Annotated in this window: 14 protein-coding genes; 5 read left to right on the top strand and 9 right to left on the bottom strand. The window is 71.6% G+C overall.

Features of this window, described 5'->3' with window-relative positions; translation table 11 throughout:
- Positions 1-34: 34 nt before the first annotated feature.
- Both tolB and DK427_RS14580 read left to right on the top strand, forming a co-directional pair.
- The gene (tolB, locus tag DK427_RS14585; RefSeq protein WP_109951896.1) at positions 35-1,363 is read left to right on the top strand and encodes a Tol-Pal system beta propeller repeat protein TolB; all 1,329 of its coding nucleotides are present in this window, start codon (positions 35-37) and stop codon (positions 1,361-1,363) included.
- 168 nt (positions 1,364-1,531) lie between these two features.
- The gene (locus DK427_RS14580) at positions 1,532-2,041 is read left to right on the top strand and encodes a hypothetical protein (protein WP_109951895.1); all 510 of its coding nucleotides are present in this window, start codon (positions 1,532-1,534) and stop codon (positions 2,039-2,041) included.
- Positions 2,042-2,071: 30 nt separating this feature from the next.
- On the opposite strand, the gene DK427_RS14575 is transcribed toward DK427_RS14580, so the two are convergent.
- From DK427_RS14575 to DK427_RS14555, 5 genes are all read right to left on the bottom strand, one after another.
- Entirely contained in the window at positions 2,072-3,319 is a 1,248-nt protein-coding gene (locus tag DK427_RS14575; protein ID WP_109951894.1) for an MFS transporter, read from the bottom strand.
- A gap of 68 nt (positions 3,320-3,387) precedes the next feature.
- Positions 3,388-5,868 carry a sensor histidine kinase gene (locus DK427_RS14570; RefSeq protein WP_109951893.1) on the bottom strand — a complete coding sequence of 827 codons (2,481 nt, stop codon included), beginning with the start codon at positions 5,866-5,868 and terminating at the stop codon, positions 3,388-3,390.
- 424 nt (positions 5,869-6,292) lie between these two features.
- Entirely contained in the window at positions 6,293-7,693 is a 1,401-nt protein-coding gene (gene ahcY / locus DK427_RS14565; protein ID WP_109951892.1) for an adenosylhomocysteinase, read from the bottom strand.
- A gap of 192 nt (positions 7,694-7,885) precedes the next feature.
- The gene (locus DK427_RS14560) at positions 7,886-8,269 is read right to left on the bottom strand and encodes a CsbD family protein (RefSeq protein ID WP_109951891.1); all 384 of its coding nucleotides are present in this window, start codon (positions 8,267-8,269) and stop codon (positions 7,886-7,888) included.
- A gap of 88 nt (positions 8,270-8,357) precedes the next feature.
- A complete protein-coding gene (locus tag DK427_RS14555) occupies positions 8,358-8,570 on the bottom strand; it encodes a CsbD family protein (RefSeq protein WP_109951890.1) in 213 nt (70 codons plus the stop codon).
- Positions 8,571-8,813: 243 nt separating this feature from the next.
- Between DK427_RS14555 and DK427_RS14550 the strand changes: the two genes are divergently transcribed.
- Positions 8,814-9,824 (top strand): 2-dehydropantoate 2-reductase, encoded by a 1,011-nt coding sequence (locus tag DK427_RS14550; protein ID WP_109951889.1) that lies wholly within the window; start codon positions 8,814-8,816, stop codon positions 9,822-9,824.
- Positions 9,825-9,880: 56 nt separating this feature from the next.
- On the opposite strand, the gene DK427_RS14545 is transcribed toward DK427_RS14550, so the two are convergent.
- The 4 genes from DK427_RS14545 to murI all read right to left on the bottom strand — a co-directional run bounded on the left by DK427_RS14545 (position 9,881) and on the right by murI (position 13,966).
- Positions 9,881-10,597 carry a DUF4142 domain-containing protein gene (locus tag DK427_RS14545; protein ID WP_109951888.1) on the bottom strand — a complete coding sequence of 239 codons (717 nt, stop codon included), beginning with the start codon at positions 10,595-10,597 and terminating at the stop codon, positions 9,881-9,883.
- Positions 10,598-10,904: 307 nt separating this feature from the next.
- A complete protein-coding gene (locus DK427_RS14540; RefSeq protein WP_109951887.1) occupies positions 10,905-11,849 on the bottom strand; it encodes a metallophosphoesterase in 945 nt (314 codons plus the stop codon).
- Positions 11,842-12,906, bottom strand: a complete 1,065-nt coding sequence (gene ruvB / locus DK427_RS14535) for a Holliday junction branch migration DNA helicase RuvB (RefSeq protein WP_109951886.1) — start codon at positions 12,904-12,906, stop codon at positions 11,842-11,844. Before ruvB ends, DK427_RS14540 begins: the two co-directional genes overlap by 8 nt.
- 187 nt (positions 12,907-13,093) lie before the next feature.
- The gene (gene murI, locus DK427_RS14530; protein ID WP_109951885.1) at positions 13,094-13,966 is read right to left on the bottom strand and encodes a glutamate racemase; all 873 of its coding nucleotides are present in this window, start codon (positions 13,964-13,966) and stop codon (positions 13,094-13,096) included.
- 253 nt (positions 13,967-14,219) lie between these two features.
- Here murI and egtB point away from each other — a divergent pair, with 253 nt between their 5' ends.
- The gene (egtB, locus tag DK427_RS14525; RefSeq protein ID WP_109951884.1) at positions 14,220-15,491 is read left to right on the top strand and encodes an ergothioneine biosynthesis protein EgtB; all 1,272 of its coding nucleotides are present in this window, start codon (positions 14,220-14,222) and stop codon (positions 15,489-15,491) included.
- Positions 15,492-15,616: 125 nt separating this feature from the next.
- Positions 15,617-16,591 (top strand): L-histidine N(alpha)-methyltransferase, encoded by a 975-nt coding sequence (gene egtD, locus DK427_RS14520; protein WP_109951883.1) that lies wholly within the window; start codon positions 15,617-15,619, stop codon positions 16,589-16,591.
- Positions 16,592-16,619 lie beyond the last annotated feature (28 nt).

Here is a 16,619-nt window from a genome sequence, read left to right as displayed (position 1 = left end):
GACCCGCCCGATCCAGCGACCGGACCCGACCACCATGCATCTCGCTCACCCGCGGCGCCGCGCGGCGCCGCTCGCCACGCTCCTGGCTCTCCTCGCCCTCGTCCTGTGCGGGCTGCCCGCGCAGGCGCAGCTCCAGCTGCGCATCGGCGGCGGCGCCTTCCAGCCGCTGCCGATCGCGATCGCCGACTTCGCGGGCGACCCGAGCCTCGGCGGGCTCGTCTCCGGCGTGGTCGCGAACAACCTGCGCCGCTCCGGCTACTTCACGCCGCTCGACAAGGGGCGCTTCCCGGAGAACCCGGCCTTCGACGCGGCGCCGGCCTTCGACAAGTGGCGCGCCACCGGCGTGCAGGGCCTCGTCACGGGCCGCGTCTCGCGCGACGGCGGCGGCCGCCTCAAGGTCGAGTTCCGGCTCTGGGACGTGACCTCGGGCCAGCAGATGACCGGCCAGCAATACGCCACCGACCCGGCCAACGCCCGCCGCACCGGCCACCTGATCTCCGACGCGGTCTACACGAAGATCACCGGCATCGGCCCGTGGTTCGACAGCCGCATCGCCTTCGTGGACGAGTCCGGCCCGAAGGAGAACCGCCGCAAGCGCCTGATGGTGATGGACCAGGACGGCGCGAACGTGCGCGCCATCACCACCGGCGAGAACGCCATCGTCGCCCCGCGCTACTCGCCCGCGACCCAGGACATCGCCTTCATGGCGCAGGCCACGGGTCACCAGCCGCGCGTACAGGTGATCAACCTGGAGACGGGAACGCGGCAGGCGGTCGGCAACGTGGACTCGATGAGCGCGAGCCCGCGCTTCTCGCCGGACGGCCGCCGCCTCGTGATGAGCGTGCAGCAGGGTGGCAACGCCGACATCGTGACGATGGACCTCGCCTCGAAGGCGCAGCGCTCGATCACCAACGGCATGGCGATCGATACCTCGCCGACCTACTCGCCGGACGGCTCGCAGATCGTGTTCGAGTCCGACCGCGGCGGCTCGCAGCAGATCTACGTGATGGGCGCGGACGGCTCGAACCCGCACCGCATCTCCTTCGGCGAGGGCTCGGCCTCGCAGCCGGCCTGGTCGCCGCGCGGCGACCTCATCGCCTTCACGCGCCAGCGGAAAGGGGGCTTCGCCATCTGCGTGATGAAGCCCGACGGCTCGGGCGAGCGGGTGCTGACGGAGGGCTTCCACAACGAGGGCCCGACCTTCGCGCCGAACGGCCAGTACGTGCTGTTCTTCCGCGATCCGGGCGGCCAGGGCGGCGGTAAGCTCTACATGGTCGACATCACCGGCAAGGTGGAGCAGCCGGTGCCGACCCCCTCCTACGCCAGCGACCCGACCTGGTCGCCGCTGCTCGCTGGGCGCTGAGGGACCTGGATCGAGAAGACGCGCAACAACGGCGGCCCGATCGGGCCGCCGTTCTGCTTTTGCCGCAAGTGCGCAGCCCTATTCGAGGTCGTGCGGCGCGCGCAAGTTTGATCCGGCTCGCAGATCGCCGTAGCCTGAAGCCTCCGAAACAGAGGAGAGGTGCCGGGCATGGTGGGTTGGATCGTCGGAAAGCTGAAGTGGCTCCTCGTGATCTGCGCCGTCGGCGGCCCGATTGTGACGCTGTCCTGCTGGCACGACGGCAACCGCCGACGAGAGGTGATGGCCAACGGCGTCGAGACGGTCGCTGCCATCGACAACGCCAAGCGGGTGAAGCGCCGCCGCGGCGGCACGACCTACAAGCTCGATCTCAGCTGGCGCGATGCGGGCGGCGTCGAGCACAGGGTCGAGGATGTCACGATCTCCCACGAATTCGCCCGGCAGATCATCGTCGAGGACCGACTGGTCGCCGCCTCCCTGCCGATCAAGTACATGCGTGGTGGGACCGGCGAAGGGACGTTGGCCTCCGAGAACCTGATCGTCCTGCCCGACACGGCGCATCAGGAGCAGACCGATGCGGAGCTCGTCTATGTCGGCGCTGGCGTGGGCGTCGTGGGGGTGATCGGCTGTGCCCTGATGTTCCGGCCCCGGCGGCGACGCCGCGAGCCCGTCCCGGCCTGACGGTTCGCCACCGGGGGCGGTTCTTCGGCCTCACTCCCGGGCGAGCAACCGATCCCGCTCCCGTAGGGCCGGGAACAGCCGGCCCCAGGCCAGCGCAATCAGCACCGTCATCGCGCCCCCGGCGACCACGGCCGGCACCGCGCCGAGCGCGGCCGCGAGGAGGCCGGACTCGAACTCGCCGAGCTCGTTCGAGGCGCCGATGAAGACGGTGTTCACGGCCGCGACCCGGCCCCGCATGGCGTCCGGCGTCTCGCCCTGGACGAAGCTCTGGCGGACGTAGACGCTGATCATGTCGGCCGCGCCCGTCACGAACAGGCAGAGCATCGAGAGCGGCAGCGAGGTCGAGAGGCCGAACACCACGATGGCGAGGCCGAACACGGCGACCGCCCGGAGCATCCGGATGCCCGCGTGGCGGCGCAGCGGTCGGTAGGCGAGCCATATCGCCATCGTGACGGCGCCCGCAGCCGGCATGCTGCGCAACGCCCCGAGCCCGAGGGGGCCGACATGCAGCACCTCGGCGGCGAAGATCGGCAGGAGCGCGGTGGCGCCGCCGAACAGCACGGCGAAGAGGTCGAGGCTGATCGCGCCGAGCACCACGGGCTGCGAGCGGATGTAGGCGAGCCCGGCCGAGAGCGTGGCCCAGCTGACTCGCGGCCGCTCGCTCGAAGCAGCGGGCCGGAAGCGGATGGCGGCGACGAGGAGAGCTGCGAGCGCGAAGCTCGCCCCCGCCCCGCCGAAGACCACCGCCGGCCCCGCCGCGTAGAGCAGGCCACCCGCCGCCGGCCCCAGCACGGAGGAGGTCTGCCAGAGCGAGGCGTTCCAGGCGATGGCGCCGCCGAACAGCTCGCGGGAGACCAGCGTCGGCAGGAGCGCCTGCAGCGCCGGGTTGGCGAAGGCGCGGCCGGTGCCGACGAGGATCACCAGCGCGTAGACCGGCCAGACCGCCTGCGCCCCGGAGAGCGCGTAGAGGAGCAGCCCGAAGCTCGTTGCCGCCTGCACGCCGAAGCTGAATGCGGCCACGAGCCGCCGGTCGTAGGTGTCGGCGACGTGGCCGGTGATCAGCGCGGCGAGCATCGCCGGCAGGAAGCCCGCGAGCCCGACGAGGCCGAGCGCCAGGGCGGATTTCGTCAGGTCGTAGACGAACCAGCCGATCGCCACCGCCTGCATCTGGTAGGCGAGCCCGGTGAGGAAGCGGGCCGCGCCGAACAGGCGGAAATCGCCGTTGCGGAAGACGGCCCAGCCGGTGGTCGCGAGTTTCGGGGTCGCAAGTGTCGACATCGGGCCGTGCTGAGACCCCTGGCGTGGCGCGTCAAGCGATCCGCGCCGCACGGCCGCGTGATCGGCCCCTACTCGGCCGCTTCCACCTGCGCCTCGGGATCGACCAGCGGGAAGCTGCAGGTGACGCAGGTGCCCGCGCCCGGGCTCGACTCGAGCGTGACCCGGCCGCCGTGCAACTCCACGAAGGAGCGTACGATCGAGAGCCCGAGGCCGACGCCGCGGTGGCGGGTGCCGAGCGTGCGGCTCTCGAAACGGTCGAAGACCAGGGCGGCAACCTCGACCGGCATGCCGACGCCGTGGTCGCGCACGCTGAGCGTGAGGTCGGTCGCGGTGCGGCGCGCCTGCACCTCGATGCGCTCGCCCGGATGCGAGAAGCCGACCGCGTTCGACAGGAGGTTGAACAGGATCTGCCGCACGCGCTTGCCGTCGGCGTAGATGCTGCCGATGCCGGGGGGCACGTCGAGCTGCACGGTGAGCCGGGACTCCGCGAGCCGGTCCTCGATGCCGCGCATCGCCGCCTCGACGGTGGCCGGCACGTCGACCATCTCGCGCTGCAGCTCCAGAGAGCCGGCATCGATCGAGGCGAGGTCGAGGATGTCGTTGATGATGACGAGGAGCGCGCCCGACGAGCGCATGATGTGCTCGGAATACTCGCGCTGGCGGACGTTGAGCGCACCCACCGATTCGTCGCCCAGGAGCTGCGTGAAGCCGATGATGTTGGTGAGCGGCGAGCGCAGCTCGTAGGAGACGTGGTGGACGAAGCTGTCGCGCAGCTGCGCGGCCTTTTCCAGGGCGTCGTTCTTCTCGGTCAGCGCCCGTTCGACGTTCACGCTCGCGGTGACGTCGATGAGGGTGAGCAGCGTCGCGCCGTCCGGCAGGGGCTGGGCGGTGCAGTCGAGCACCGTGCCGTCCACCACCTCCAGCCGGCAGGCGAGGCCCTCGCGGCTCTCCAGGCCGACGACGCGGTCGCGGATGTCGAGCCAGGGCTCCTCGGCGGGCGCGAGGCGGCGGCAGGCCTCGATCACCGCCTCGACGCGCGGGCGCTCGGCGATCAACTCGGGGTCGAGGCGCCAGAAGGCCGAGAAGGCTCGGTTGGCGAGGGTCAGGCGCCCGTCGCCGCCGAACACGGCGACCGGCTCGCGCAGGGTGTCGAGCGTCTCCGCCTGGACCCGCATCAGGGCGTTGTAGCGGGATTCGAGGTTCACCCGGTCCGAGACGTCGTCGAACAGGTAGGTCAGACCCCCTTGCGGGTTCGGGTCGGCCACCACCCGGAGGGTCCGGCCGTCCTGCAGGTACCACCAGGTCTCGTTGGCCTCGACGGCGCGGTAGGCGGCCAGCACGCCATGCTTCCAGGCGCGGAAATCGGCGTGCTCCTCCAGCTTCCGCTGGGCCCGCAGGTGGTCGAGGATCTCGCCGTCGGAGGGCCGGCTCTCCAGGAAGGCGGCGTCGAGGTCCCAGAGCTGGCGGTAGGCGGCGTTGTGGAAGATCAGGCGCTGGCGGTCGTCGAACATCGCCACCGCGGTCGGCAGCTGGTCGAGGGTCCGCACGTTGGCGTTCATCTGCCGCTGCAGGTCGGCGCGCACGCTCTCCAGCTCCGAGACGTCGACCGCGATGCCGACCCGGCCGCTGTCGGCGCGGCTCTCGAACACGTCGAGCACCCGGCGGCTGCCGGCGACCACGGCGGAGAGGCGGGCCACCGCCGGACCCGCGCCGCGCCGCGCGGCATCCTCGCGGGCCACCGTCTCGCGGGCCGGCCGGTCGAGGAGTTCGAGCCCCTGGTCGAGGGCGGCCTCGCGCGACGGTGCCTCGACGGCCGCCGCGTAGGCCATGTTGACCCAGGCCAGCCCCCCCTCGCGGTTGCGCCGCCAGACCGGCTGCGGGATCGCGTCGAGCAGGGCGGAGAGCGCGGCCACGCCCCGACGCGCCTCGTCGAGCGTCCCGCGCAGCTCCGCGATCTCGCGGCGCTCTTCGCTGGTCTCGCGCAGGCGCAGCAGGGCTCGGCCGGCCACCGCCTGGCCCTGCGCCTCGATGCTGCGGCCGGCCTGGCTGCGCAGCGCGAGATGGAAGCCTGTGCCGCGCACCAGCAGGGCCTCGACCGCCGCCTCGATCGCGCCGGCGTCCGCAGGCAGCAGCCATGAGCCGAAGGCGAGCACGCGCCGCGCCGCACCCGCGGCCGAGCGGCCCTCGAAGGCGAGGCCGACATCGCCCTCGATCACCGGCTCGCTGCGCTCGTTCCACGTCACGATGATCTGGCGCTCGGCGTTGAGCAGCATCTCGGCCCGGTCGTGCGCGCCGCGCAGCGCGTCCAGCGCCGCGGCCTGCTCGCGGTCGCGCCGGGTCCAGCGCGCGCGCTCGCGCAGGTGCAGGAGCGAGAGAATCGTGGCGAAGGCCAGGAGGCCCCCCAGCACCGAGAGGCTGGCCACGCCGTGCATGTGGAGCGCCGTGGCGGCATCCGCGGGCGCGGCCCAGGCGGCGCCGAGGCAGAAGAGCCCGCCGACACCGATCGCGCCGACGCGGGCCGCGAGCCGCGCCGTCCGTTCGAGACCCATGACCCGCCTCATCCCTAGAGCATCGTTCGAACGGTGGCGCGCGGCTTCCGGATCAGGACAATGCACATTTTCGAAACCGGGCCCATCATCCCGAATCGCGAGATCCGGGACGATGGGCTCGACCGCCGATGAGGCCGGCGCACGCGATCGCGCGGCGCACGCGGCACCGTTCCCGCCGGCCATCCTCACGGATCGCCGGCGCGTCGCCTCATCTGAAGATTCGGTTCACCTTAGCGCGGGGTCGAATCGCGCCGGAAGGGGTTTTGCGCGCAGGCCCGGGAGCCGGGGCGCACGCCACGCGCGCGCGACACACAGAAGACACAGTGCCCGGGCCCGGCACAGGCTTGACAAAATGCAAAGAGCCCGGCGAGGCGGCCGGGCTCGATAAGGCTCAAGAAAATTTTGAGCGACGGGGCCGGAGCCCTCAGTAGCGGTAATGCTCGGGCTTGAACGGGCCGCTCTCGCCGACGCCGATATACGCTGCCTGATCGGGGCGCAGCTTCGAGAGCTTGGCGCCGACCTTCTCGAGGTGCAGGGCCGCGACCTTCTCGTCCAGCGCCTTCGGCAGGGTGTAGACCTGCCGCTCGTACTTGCCCGGGTTGGTCCAGAGCTCGATCTGGGCCAGCGTCTGGTTGGTGAAGGAGGCCGACATCACGAAGGACGGGTGGCCGGTCGCGTTGCCGAGGTTCACCAGACGCCCCTCCGACAGGAGGATGATGCGGTGGCCGTCGGCGAACTCGATCTCGTCGACCTGCGGCTTGATGTTGGTCCACTTGAGGTTCTTCAGGCCGGCAACCTGGATCTCGTTGTCGAAGTGGCCGATGTTGCAGACGATCGCCCGGTCCTTCATCGCCCGCATGTGGTCGAGGGTGATGATGTCCTTGTTGCCGGTGGCGGTCACGAAGATGTCGGCGCGCGGGGCGGCGTCCTCCATCGTCACGACCTCGTAGCCCTCCATCGCGGCCTGGAGCGCGCAGATCGGGTCGATCTCCGAGACCAGGACGCGGCAGCCGGCGTTGCGGAGCGAGGCGGCCGAGCCCTTGCCGACGTCGCCGAAGCCCGCGACCATCGCGACCTTGCCGGCCATCATCACGTCGGTGCCGCGGCGGATGCCGTCGACCAGCGACTCCTTGCAGCCGTAGAGGTTGTCGAACTTCGACTTGGTGACCGAGTCGTTCACGTTGATCGCCGGGAAGAGCAGCTTGCCCTCCTTGGCGAGGATGTAGAGGCGGTGCACGCCCGTGGTGGTCTCCTCGGAGACGCCCTTGATCGACTCGGCGAGGCCCGCGAACCAGCCCTTCGGCTTCTCCTTCAGCTTCTTCTTGAGGAGCGCGAAGAAGACCTCCTCCTCCTCGGAGCCCGGCTTGTCGAGGAAGGCGGTGTCGCCGTTCTCGGCGCGCAGGCCGAGATGCACGAACATCGTGGCGTCGCCGCCGTCGTCGAGGATCATGTTCGGCATGCCGCCGTCGTGCCAGTCGAACAGGCGGGCGGTGTAGTCCCAGTACTCCTCCAGGGTCTCGCCCTTCACGGCGAAGACCGGGATGCCGGCGGCGGCGATCGCGGCGGCGGCGTGGTCCTGGGTCGAGTAGATGTTGCACGACACCCAGCGGATATCGGCGCCGAGGTGCTTCAGCGTCTCGATCAGCACCGCGGTCTGGATCGTCATGTGGAGCGAGCCGGCGATCTTGGCGCCCTTCAGCGGCTGGCTCGGGCCGTATTCCTGGCGGACCGCCATCAGGCCCGGCATCTCGCTCTCGGCGATCGAGATCTCCTTGCGGCCGTAATCGGCCAGACCGATGTCCCTGACGATGTAATCCTTGGCCATGGGGTCTGAAGCTCCGTGTCTCGGCTTGGGGTCCGGTGCGGGCGGGCCTGCGCGGGAGCTTCCTCCCGCGGGCTACGACCGCGTCGGCGACGCCTGTAGCAGGTCGAGACCAGCGAAGCAATCAAGACATAAAGATGTCTTTATGCCTGTTCCGATCGACCCCGGAGCGGGCCGGGGCCGATCGGTCCGGCATCAGTCCCGGCCGCGGACGATCCAGCCCAGGCCGAAGGCGACGGCGGCCACCACCGCCACCGTGGTCGCGCGGTTCTCGTTCGCCCGGTGCGCCAGGGCCCGGCCGTGGCGCTCGGCGCGGTCGCGATAGTGCCGGCCGCGCGACTCCGCCTCGTCGTAGAGCGCCCGGCCGCGCCCGCGCACCTCGTGGGCGAGGTGGCGTCCGTCGCGGGCGAGGGCCTCCGCCGTGTCGCGCGCCTCCGCGTAGGCGTACTGAGCCGCCCCCGCCGCCTGGTCGATCGCGCCCTCGATCTGCCGGCCGGGCCGGCCGCCCACGGCGCCCACGGCGGTCTTGGCGCGCCCGCGCAGGTTGCGGACGCCGCCCTCGAAGTGATCGCGGTTCATGTCTGTTCCTCTGTCTGGGATTGCGGTTCCGGAAACGAAGAAGGCCGGCAGAGCCGGCCTTCCGCGGTCGATCGGCTGTGCCGAGGGCTCAGCGGCCCTTGACGGCGTCCGCGGCCTTCTGCGCGGCGTTGTTCACGCCGTCCTTGACGCCGCCGACGGCGCGCTGGGTCTCGCCCTTCAGCTCCTGCGCCTTGCCCTCGGCCTGCATCTTCTCGTTGCCGGTGGCCTTGCCGATGCCCTGCTTGACGTTGCCGACGGCCTCGTTGGCCAGGCCCTTGAGCTTGTCGGTGGTGCTGCTCATCACGTCACTCCCATCAGGTTCGCGGCCCGGTCGACGCGGCGGGGATCGCCGCGGCGGGCTGCTTCGGGGCGTGAACGGCCAAGCCCCCTCCTTGTTCCGATCCCTGCGTGCCACCGCGCACACCGATCCGTGAGCGGTGAAGTTTTTTTGACGGGCCCGCGAATTCTTTGCTGAAGACGGCAAGACAGCTTTCGGGCAGGCTCTGTGTATGCCGTATGCCAGCGGCGCGCACGGATGGAACGGATGAGCATCGCGATCGTCGGCGCAGGCGCCATCGGCGGGCAACTCGGCGTCAAGCTCGCTGCCGCGGGCGAGCGGGTCACCTTCATCGCGCGCGGCGCGAACCTGGAGGCGATCCAGGCGGGCGGCATGCGGCTGATCGAGGAGGACGGCTCGGAGGTCCATGCCCGGGACGTGCGTGCCGTGCGGTCGATGCAGGAGGCGGGGGTGCACGACACCGTGCTCCTCACCGTGAAGGCGCATCAGGTCGGGCCGATAGCGGCCGACCTCCGACATCTGATGGGGCCCGACACCGCGATCGTGACCCTGCAGAACGGGATCCCGTGGTGGTACTTCCTGCACGGCTACGACGGGCCGCAGGCGGGCCGGCAGGTCGAGAACTCGGATCCGGGCGGCCAGATCGCCCGCCACATCGACGCCGCGCGGGTGATCGGCTCCGTGGTCTACCCCGCCGCGATCCTCGAGAAGCCGGGCGTGGTCCGCGTGGTGGAGGGCAACCGCTACACGCTGGGCGAGCCCGACGGCTCGATGAGCGCGCGGGCGCAAGCGCTCTCGGAGCGGCTCGGCCACGCGGGCTTCAAGGCGCCGGTGAGCGCCGACATCCGCTCGGAGATCTGGCTCAAGCTCTGGGGCAACCTCAGCTTCAACCCGATCTCGGCCCTGACCCACGCGACGCTCGTCGACATCTGCCGGTTCCCGGAGACCCGTGCGCTGGCGCGCGCGATGATGCTGGAGGCGCAGGCGATCGCGACCGCGCTCGGCGCCACCTTCCGGGTCGATATCGATCGGCGCATCGCGGGGGCCGAGAAGGTCGGCGCGCACAAGACCTCGATGCTGCAGGATGTCGAAGCGGGCCGGGCGATCGAGCTGGAGGCGCTGGTCGGCTCGGTGATCGAGCTCGGCCGGATCACCGACACGCCGACCCCGCATATCGATGCGGTCTACGCCCTGATGCGGCTCCTTGCCCGGAGCCTGGAGACGCAGGGCGGCCGGCTCGTCGTCCAGCCCGCCTGAAACGGCAAGGGCCGCCCCCTTTCGGGGACGGCCCTGCCTGGTGCGGCGCGCGCCGCTCAGCCGCCGATGCGGCCGGCCAGGCTTGCCGAGTGGGCGTGCTCGTCGGCGATGAAGGGCAGCGCCTCGTTGGCGAAGGTGCGGCCGGCATTGCTGTCGCCGTTGCGGGCGTAGGTCTGGTAGAGCGCGAGCGTGCGGGCGTCCGACCGGGCCTGCTGGCTGATGTAGGTGCGGTCGAACTCGCGGCTGTTGCGGGCCGCCTGCAGGCGGGCGATGCGCTCCTGGCCGTTCGGGCCGAGCGCGACGCGGCGGCCGGCCTCGGCCGGGCTGTTGTCCACGATGCCGACGCCGCCGAGCACGCCGCCGACGATGTTGGTGCCGAGGTTGGCGGCGATCGTCACGGGGGCCAGCACCACGCCGAGCGGGTTGTCGAGACGGGTTGGGATGCCCTGGCGGTCGGAGACGACGCGGCCGGTCGCGCTCAGCGAGGTGCCCTCCGGCAGGAGCGCCTTGGTGGTGGCCTCACGCTCGACCAGGACGCGGTTGGCGTAGTTGCGCACGCGCGGGTTGCGGGAGCGCTCCAGGGCGATGCGGCTGGCCTCGATGCTGGCGGCGTCCGAGCGCAGGGCCTCGGTGCGGAACGCGGGCGTCGAGGTTCCGGCGGCGCCGATCGGGGCGTCGGCGCCGATGCGCAGCGGCAGAGCGTCCTGCGCGAGGGCCGGGGTGGCGATGGCGGCAACGGACAGGCCGAGGGCGGCCAGGACGGTCGTCTTCATGACGGGTACTTCCTCGAAGATCGTGCTGGAAATCGTTCGTTCTGCCGGTGCTCCCAGAGAGCACGGTCGCGCCGTCAACTTGTGCAGTGCAGTCCTGTTCCGCATGCCCACAAGTCTGTGATCACAGGATTGGGCGAGCCGTGAGCCGCCCTTCACTCTTGGGACAGCGGCGAAAAAAATTGTTTTCCAACAATGACTTGGTAGGTGAATGAACCTTTCGAGCCGGTGGCTGGAGGGAGATCCGCCTTTCCAATTTGGCCTGTCGTCAGGTCCCAAGACAGCTATCAGACATGCGTATAATGCATATCTAGCCGGCGGTTGGCGCCTCCGCCTCCAACTCGACCACGACGATCTCGGGCGGAATACCGAACCGTACCGGCAGCCCGCTCATGCCGAGTCCGCCCGAGACCACTAGGTCGGTCTGCTCGCGGACATGCCCGTAGGCGTAGCGCGTGCCGTAGCGCGAGGGCACGATGATCGGACGTCCGAAGGGACGCACTTGGCCACCATGGGTGTGGCCGGACAGGGTGAGCGCGACCCGTGGCGGCACCTTCGGGAAGATGTCGGGCTCGTGCGCGAGCAGGATCGCGGGCGCGTCCGCCGGGATCTGCGCGAGCGTTCCGGCCAGGTCGTCCACGCCGGGGCGGAGGGTGGGGTCGCGTCGGCGCGCCGGGAGCAGCGCGATCTGGTCGCCGAGCCCAGCGAGCCAGACCGTCGCGCCGCCGAGATCGAGCGGCTGCACCGCGTTCTCCAAGACGCGGATGCCCGCCTCCTCCAGCGCCCGGCCCGCGATGGTCGGGCCGTGCCCGCGCCGCTGCGCCGTCCGGTCCTCCCACCAGTCGTGATTGCCCAGCACCGCGAAGGTGCCGAGCGGGGCGCGCAGGCCCCCGAGCACCGGGGCCCAGCGCGCCGCGTCGATGGTGTCCGTGACGAGCTTCATGCCCGCGACGTAGTCGCCGGTGAGCACGATCACGTCGCCGCCGAGCCCGTTGGCGACCGCGACGATCTCGGCGATCTGCGCGAGCGGCATCCAGGGCTCGCAGGCGTGGATGTCGGAGAGCGCGACGATGCGCAGCCGCCGCCCGGCCGGCCAGGGCGCGCGCGTGCGAATGCGGTAGCGTGTGACGACGATCCGGCGCGGCTCGATCCCGACCGCATAGGCCGCCGTGCCGGTCCCGGCGAGCGCGGTGCCGCCGAGGCCCAGCAGGACCGTCCGCCGCGTGACCGTGACGGCGCGGCGCCGGTCAGGCATCCGCGCCGTCGTCCGGGAACAGGCCCGGCTGTCGGCTCGGGTCGGTGCGGGGAGCGGGCAGCCCCATGTGCTGGAAGGCCCGGGCGGTGAGGACGCGGCCGCGGGGGGTGCGCTGCACGAAGCCCTGCTGGATCAGGTAGGGCTCGATGATGTCCTCGATCGCGTCGCGCGGCTCGGAGAGCGCGGCCGCGATCGTCTCGATGCCCACCGGCCCGCCCCCGAACGAGCCCGCGATCAGGCTCAGGTACTTGCGGTCCATCACGTCGAGGCCGATCGCGTCCACGTCGAGGAGTTGCAGCGCCCGGTCGGCGAGGGTGCGCGTCACCACCGGCTCCTCGGCCACCACCGCGAAGTCGCGCACCCGCCGCAGCAGCCGGCCCGCGATCCGCGGCGTGCCGCGTGCCCGCCGGGCGATCTCGTTGGCGCCCTCCGCCGACATGCCGAGCCCCAGGACCCGCGCGCCCCGCTCCACGATGAGCTGCAGCTCGTCCACATCGTAGAAGGCCAGCCGGATCGGGATGCCGAAGCGGTCGCGCAACGGCGTGGTGAGCAGGCCCGCCCGGGTGGTGGCGCCGACAAGCGTGAACTTCGGCAGGTCGATCTTGACCGAGCGGGCGGCCGGCCCCTCGCCGATGATCAGGTCGAGCTGGTAGTCCTCCATGGCCGGGTAGAGGATCTCCTCCACCGCCGGGTTGAGGCGGTGGATCTCGTCGATGAACAGGACGTCGCGCTCGTCGAGGTTGGTGAGCTGTGCGGCCAGATCGCCGGCCTTGGCGATGACGGGGCCGGAGGTGGAGCGGAAGTTCACGCCGAGCTCGCGGGCGACGATCTGGGCGAGGGTTGTCTTGCCGAGGCCGGGGGGCCCGACGAAGAGCACGTGGTCGAGGGCCTGGCCCGTCTTGCGGGCGGCCTCGATGAAGATCTGCATGTTGGCCCGCGCCGCCCGCTGGCCGACGAACTCCGCCAGCGACAGAGGACGGATGCTCTGCTCCGGGTCGTCCGGGCGCCGTTCCGGGCTGAGGATCGGGTTGCCGGCGGCCGGGGCCGCGGACGGCATGGTCGATGGCTTGGCCGACGACTGGGCGGACGGCTTGCGCGGGGCTCTCGGCTTTCTCATCGATCCTGCTCGCGGCCCGGCCCGGCTCCGCGCCGGACGCGCGCTCGGCCGCCGGACCTGACTACGCGCTGAGGGGCCGGCGGCTCAAGCGCCCAAAGGCCGGGAGGCCCGGTGCCGGGACCGCGCGTCAGGATTGCAGCGCGACCGGCATCGCCTCGACGCCGATCTCGGTGACGCCGCGGGCGTCGAGCGAGGCGCGCAGGGCCAGGGCCGGGGACTGACCCGTGAAGGCGGCGAGTACCGGCCCGGGCTCCGCGCCCGCGGGGCCGGAGCCGAGAAGCTGCGTCACTCGCCGGGCGATCGCGGGCGCCGGGTCGATCCAGGTGACCGGCCAGGGGGCGAGGCGCTCGAAGCGGGCGCGGAGCAGCGGGTAATGGGTGCAGGCGAGGCAGACCACGTCCGTGCGCCGCCCGTCCTCCGCGGTGACGAAGCAGGGCGCGATCTCCGCGGCGAGGGCCGTGTCCGGCACGGGCGCGCCCGACAGTTCGGCCTCGGCGTAGTTCGCGAGGTTCGGCGAGCCCACGAGCGCCACGCGGCAGGTGTTCGCGTAGGTGGCGATCAGGTCGCGCGTGTAGGAGCGCGCCACCGTGCCGGGCGTGGCCAGCAGGGAGACGAGGCCCGAGCGGGTCGTCTCGGCGGCGGGCTTGATCGGCGGAACGACCCCGACGAAGGGCGTGGTGAAGCGCTGGCGCAGAGCCGGCAGCACGAGCGTCGAGGCCGTGTTGCAGGCGATCACCACGAGATCCGGGTGATGCACCGCGATCAGCCGCTCCATCACGGCGAGCACCCGGGCGACGAGCGTCGCCTCGCCGAGGCGTCCGTACGGGAAGGCGGCGTCGTCAGCGGCGTAGACGTAGCGGGCGTCCGGCCGGGCGCGGCGCACCGCTTCCAGCACCGTGAGGCCGCCGAGACCGGAGTCGAACACGAGGATGTGAGGCTCGACGGGCGCCGCACGGGCGGCGACGGACAGGCTCGCCCCGGCCATGAGATCGATCCGCATACGTCGCGATACCCCGCGCTGAAGGAGGGTAGTGTCAGCCCCGAGGGTTAAGGCACTCTCACTGAGGCCGGAAAAAGGCTCCGCGCCCGCCTGCCCGCGCGGCCCGCTGGCGCCTCGCACGCCGCTTTCGGGCCGGCTGCGGCAGAATCGCCGCGCCCGCGTTGCCGGTCGCGCGCTTGGCCATATCTCCTCCTCGGATGCCGTCCCGGGAGCAGAGTGTTTTCCTGGGGCCCCGGTCGAGGAGAGGAATGCCATGGCAGCCACAGCGGCCACCCGCGCGTCGGCGCAGAGCGCAGCCGTACCCGCCGCCTTTCCGCCGCCCGCCGTGACGGTCCGGCCCGTCGACCGCGCCGCCTGGCTCGCCGCCTACCGCCATGTGCGGGCCGAGACCGAGCGCCGCGCCGCCCCGCTCTCTCCGGAAGACCAGCAGATCCAGTCGATGGCCGATGCCAGCCCGACCAAGTGGCACCGGGCGCACACGACGTGGTTCTTCGAGCAGTTCCTGCTGCGCGAGCACCTGCCGGGCTATTGCGTCCACGACGAGCGCTGGCACTACCTGTTCAATTCCTACTACGTCGCCGCGGGCCCCCGGCAGCCGCGCATCGCCCGCGGCCTGATCACCCGGCCGAACGCCGATGAGGTCGCCGCCTATCGGCGCCACGTCGATCAGGCCATCGAGACTCTGCTCGGCCAGGCCGCGCCCGGCTCCCTGGAGGCGGTGCTGCCGATCCTGGAGATCGGGCTCTATCACGAGCAGCAGCACCAGGAGCTGATCCTCACCGACATCCTGCACGCCTTCGCCCAGAACCCGCTCGGCGCACTCTACGACGCGGACTGGCGTTTCCCCCAGGCCACCGCCCGCCCCGGCACGGTGGAGCTTCCGCGGGCCGTCGTGCAGGTCGGGCACGAAGGGAACGGCTTCTCCTTCGACAACGAGCACCCGCGCCACGACAGCCTGATCCTGCCCTGCGCGGTGGACCGGGCGCTGGTCACCTGCGGCCAGTGGCAGGCCTTCATGCGGGACGGCGGCTACGAGCGCCCCGACCTCTGGCTCTCGGACGGCTGGATCGCCGCGCAAGAGCAGGGCTGGGAGGCGCCGGGCTACTGGCGGCGGGAGGGCGAGGGCTGGAGCGTGATGACGCTCGGCGGGCGCCGCCCGGTCGAGGCGGACCAGCCCGTCACCCATATCAGCTACTACGAGGCCGACGCCTACGCGCGCTGGGCCGGCCGCGACCTGCCGACGGAGGCCGAGTGGGAGGTGGCGGCGCGCGACCACGGCCTCGACGACGCCTTCGGCCTCGTCTGGCAGTGGACCCGCAGCCCCTACGTTGCCTATCCGGGCTACCGGCCGCTGCCGGGCGCGCTCGGCGAGTACAACGGCAAGTTCATGGCCAACCAGATGGTGTTGCGCGGCTCCTCCGTCGCCACGCCGGAGGGCCACGCCCGGCTACCCTACCGCAACTTCTTCTACCCGCACCAGCGCTGGCAGTTCACCGGCCTGCGGCTGGCCAACCAGCGCGGCTGACCTAAGGCCGATCCTCAAGCGGGTCGCCGCCGGATCGGCGCGCGGCCTCAGGCCGTTGTCCTCGTCTCCTCGCGCGACCGCCCGGCACCACGCCGGTGCGGCCGCGCCAGCCCGGAGCCTGTCCCGTGACCATCAAGCCCGTTTTCGACAACGCGACGCCCGTCACCCAGGCCCCGGAGCCCCAGGGCTTCCTGGACGACGTGCTGCAGGGCTTCGCGCAGGCGCAGAAGACCCTGCCGGCCAAGTACTTCTACGACGACGCCGGCTCGGACCTCTTCGAGGCGATCACCCGGCTGCCCGAGTACTACCCGACCCGCACCGAGCTCGCGATCCTCGACGCGCAGGGGCCGGCAATCGCCGCCGCCCTCCCCCAGGGCGCCGCGCTCGTCGAGTTCGGCAGCGGCTCGACCGTGAAGGTGCGCCGCCTCCTGCGCCACCTGCCCGACCTCGCGGCCTACCTGCCGGTCGACGTCTCGGAGAGCTTCCTGCACGCGCAGGCGGCGGGACTGCGCGCGGACTTTCCGGTCCTGCGGGTCGAGCCTGTCGCGGCAGACTTCACCCGGCCCTTCTCGCTGCCGGCCGATCTCGGCGACGCGCCGCGGGCCGGGTTCTTCCCGGGCTCGACCATCGGCAATTTCGAGCCCGCCGAGGCGGCGCGCCTGCTCCGCCAGTTCGGTGCCGTCCTGGGTGCGGGGGCCGTCCTGGTCGTCGGCGTCGATCTGGTGAAGGACCACGCGGTGCTGGAGGCGGCCTACGACGACGCGGCCGGCGTCACGGCGGCCTTCAACCGCAACGTGCTGACGCGGATCAACAGGGAGCTCGGCGGCACTTTCGACCTCGACGCCTTCGCGCACCGGGCCGTGTTCAACGACCAGGCCTCGCGCATCGAGATGCACCTCGTCGCCCGCGCCGCGCAGGACGTCGCCGTGGCGGGTCGCCCGGTCGCCTTCGCGGCGGGCGAGTCGATCCACACCGAGAACAGCTACAAGTACACGGTGGAGAGCTTCCGGGCACTTGCCGCCTCGGCGGGCTGGGCGCCGGTCCAAGTCTGGACCGACCCGCAGGCGCTGTTCTCGGTGCACGCGCTGCGGCTGGGCTGACCGCGACGTTCCCTTCCCCCCCTCTGCG

Origin of the sequence: Methylobacterium radiodurans (genome assembly GCF_003173735.1) — a bacterium.
GTDB classification, from domain to species: domain Bacteria; phylum Pseudomonadota; class Alphaproteobacteria; order Rhizobiales; family Beijerinckiaceae; genus Methylobacterium; species Methylobacterium radiodurans.
This window is presented reverse-complemented; position numbering and strand designations above follow the sequence as displayed.

Excerpts from the sequence above, each read along its gene's own strand:
- DK427_RS14550 (WP_109951889.1), top strand. The coding sequence starts at position 8,814 with ATGAGCATCGCGATCGTCGGCGCAGGCGCCATCGGCGGGCAACTCGGC.
- DK427_RS14555 (WP_109951890.1), bottom strand. The coding sequence starts at position 8,570 with ATGAGCAGCACCACCGACAAGCTCAAGGGCCTGGCCAACGAGGCCGTC.
- DK427_RS14580 (WP_109951895.1), top strand. The coding sequence starts at position 1,532 with ATGGTGGGTTGGATCGTCGGAAAGCTGAAGTGGCTCCTCGTGATCTGC.
- DK427_RS14545 (WP_109951888.1), bottom strand. The coding sequence starts at position 10,597 with ATGAAGACGACCGTCCTGGCCGCCCTCGGCCTGTCCGTTGCCGCCATC.
- ruvB (WP_109951886.1), bottom strand. The coding sequence starts at position 12,906 with ATGCCGTCCGCGGCCCCGGCCGCCGGCAACCCGATCCTCAGCCCGGAA.
- tolB (WP_109951896.1), top strand. The coding sequence starts at position 35 with ATGCATCTCGCTCACCCGCGGCGCCGCGCGGCGCCGCTCGCCACGCTC.
- egtB (WP_109951884.1), top strand. The coding sequence starts at position 14,220 with ATGGCAGCCACAGCGGCCACCCGCGCGTCGGCGCAGAGCGCAGCCGTA.
- DK427_RS14540 (WP_109951887.1), bottom strand. The coding sequence starts at position 11,849 with ATGCCTGACCGGCGCCGCGCCGTCACGGTCACGCGGCGGACGGTCCTG.
- ahcY (WP_109951892.1), bottom strand. The coding sequence starts at position 7,693 with ATGGCCAAGGATTACATCGTCAGGGACATCGGTCTGGCCGATTACGGC.
- DK427_RS14570 (WP_109951893.1), bottom strand. The coding sequence starts at position 5,868 with ATGGGTCTCGAACGGACGGCGCGGCTCGCGGCCCGCGTCGGCGCGATC.
- murI (WP_109951885.1), bottom strand. The coding sequence starts at position 13,966 with ATGCGGATCGATCTCATGGCCGGGGCGAGCCTGTCCGTCGCCGCCCGT.
- DK427_RS14560 (WP_109951891.1), bottom strand. The coding sequence starts at position 8,269 with ATGAACCGCGATCACTTCGAGGGCGGCGTCCGCAACCTGCGCGGGCGC.
- DK427_RS14575 (WP_109951894.1), bottom strand. The coding sequence starts at position 3,319 with ATGTCGACACTTGCGACCCCGAAACTCGCGACCACCGGCTGGGCCGTC.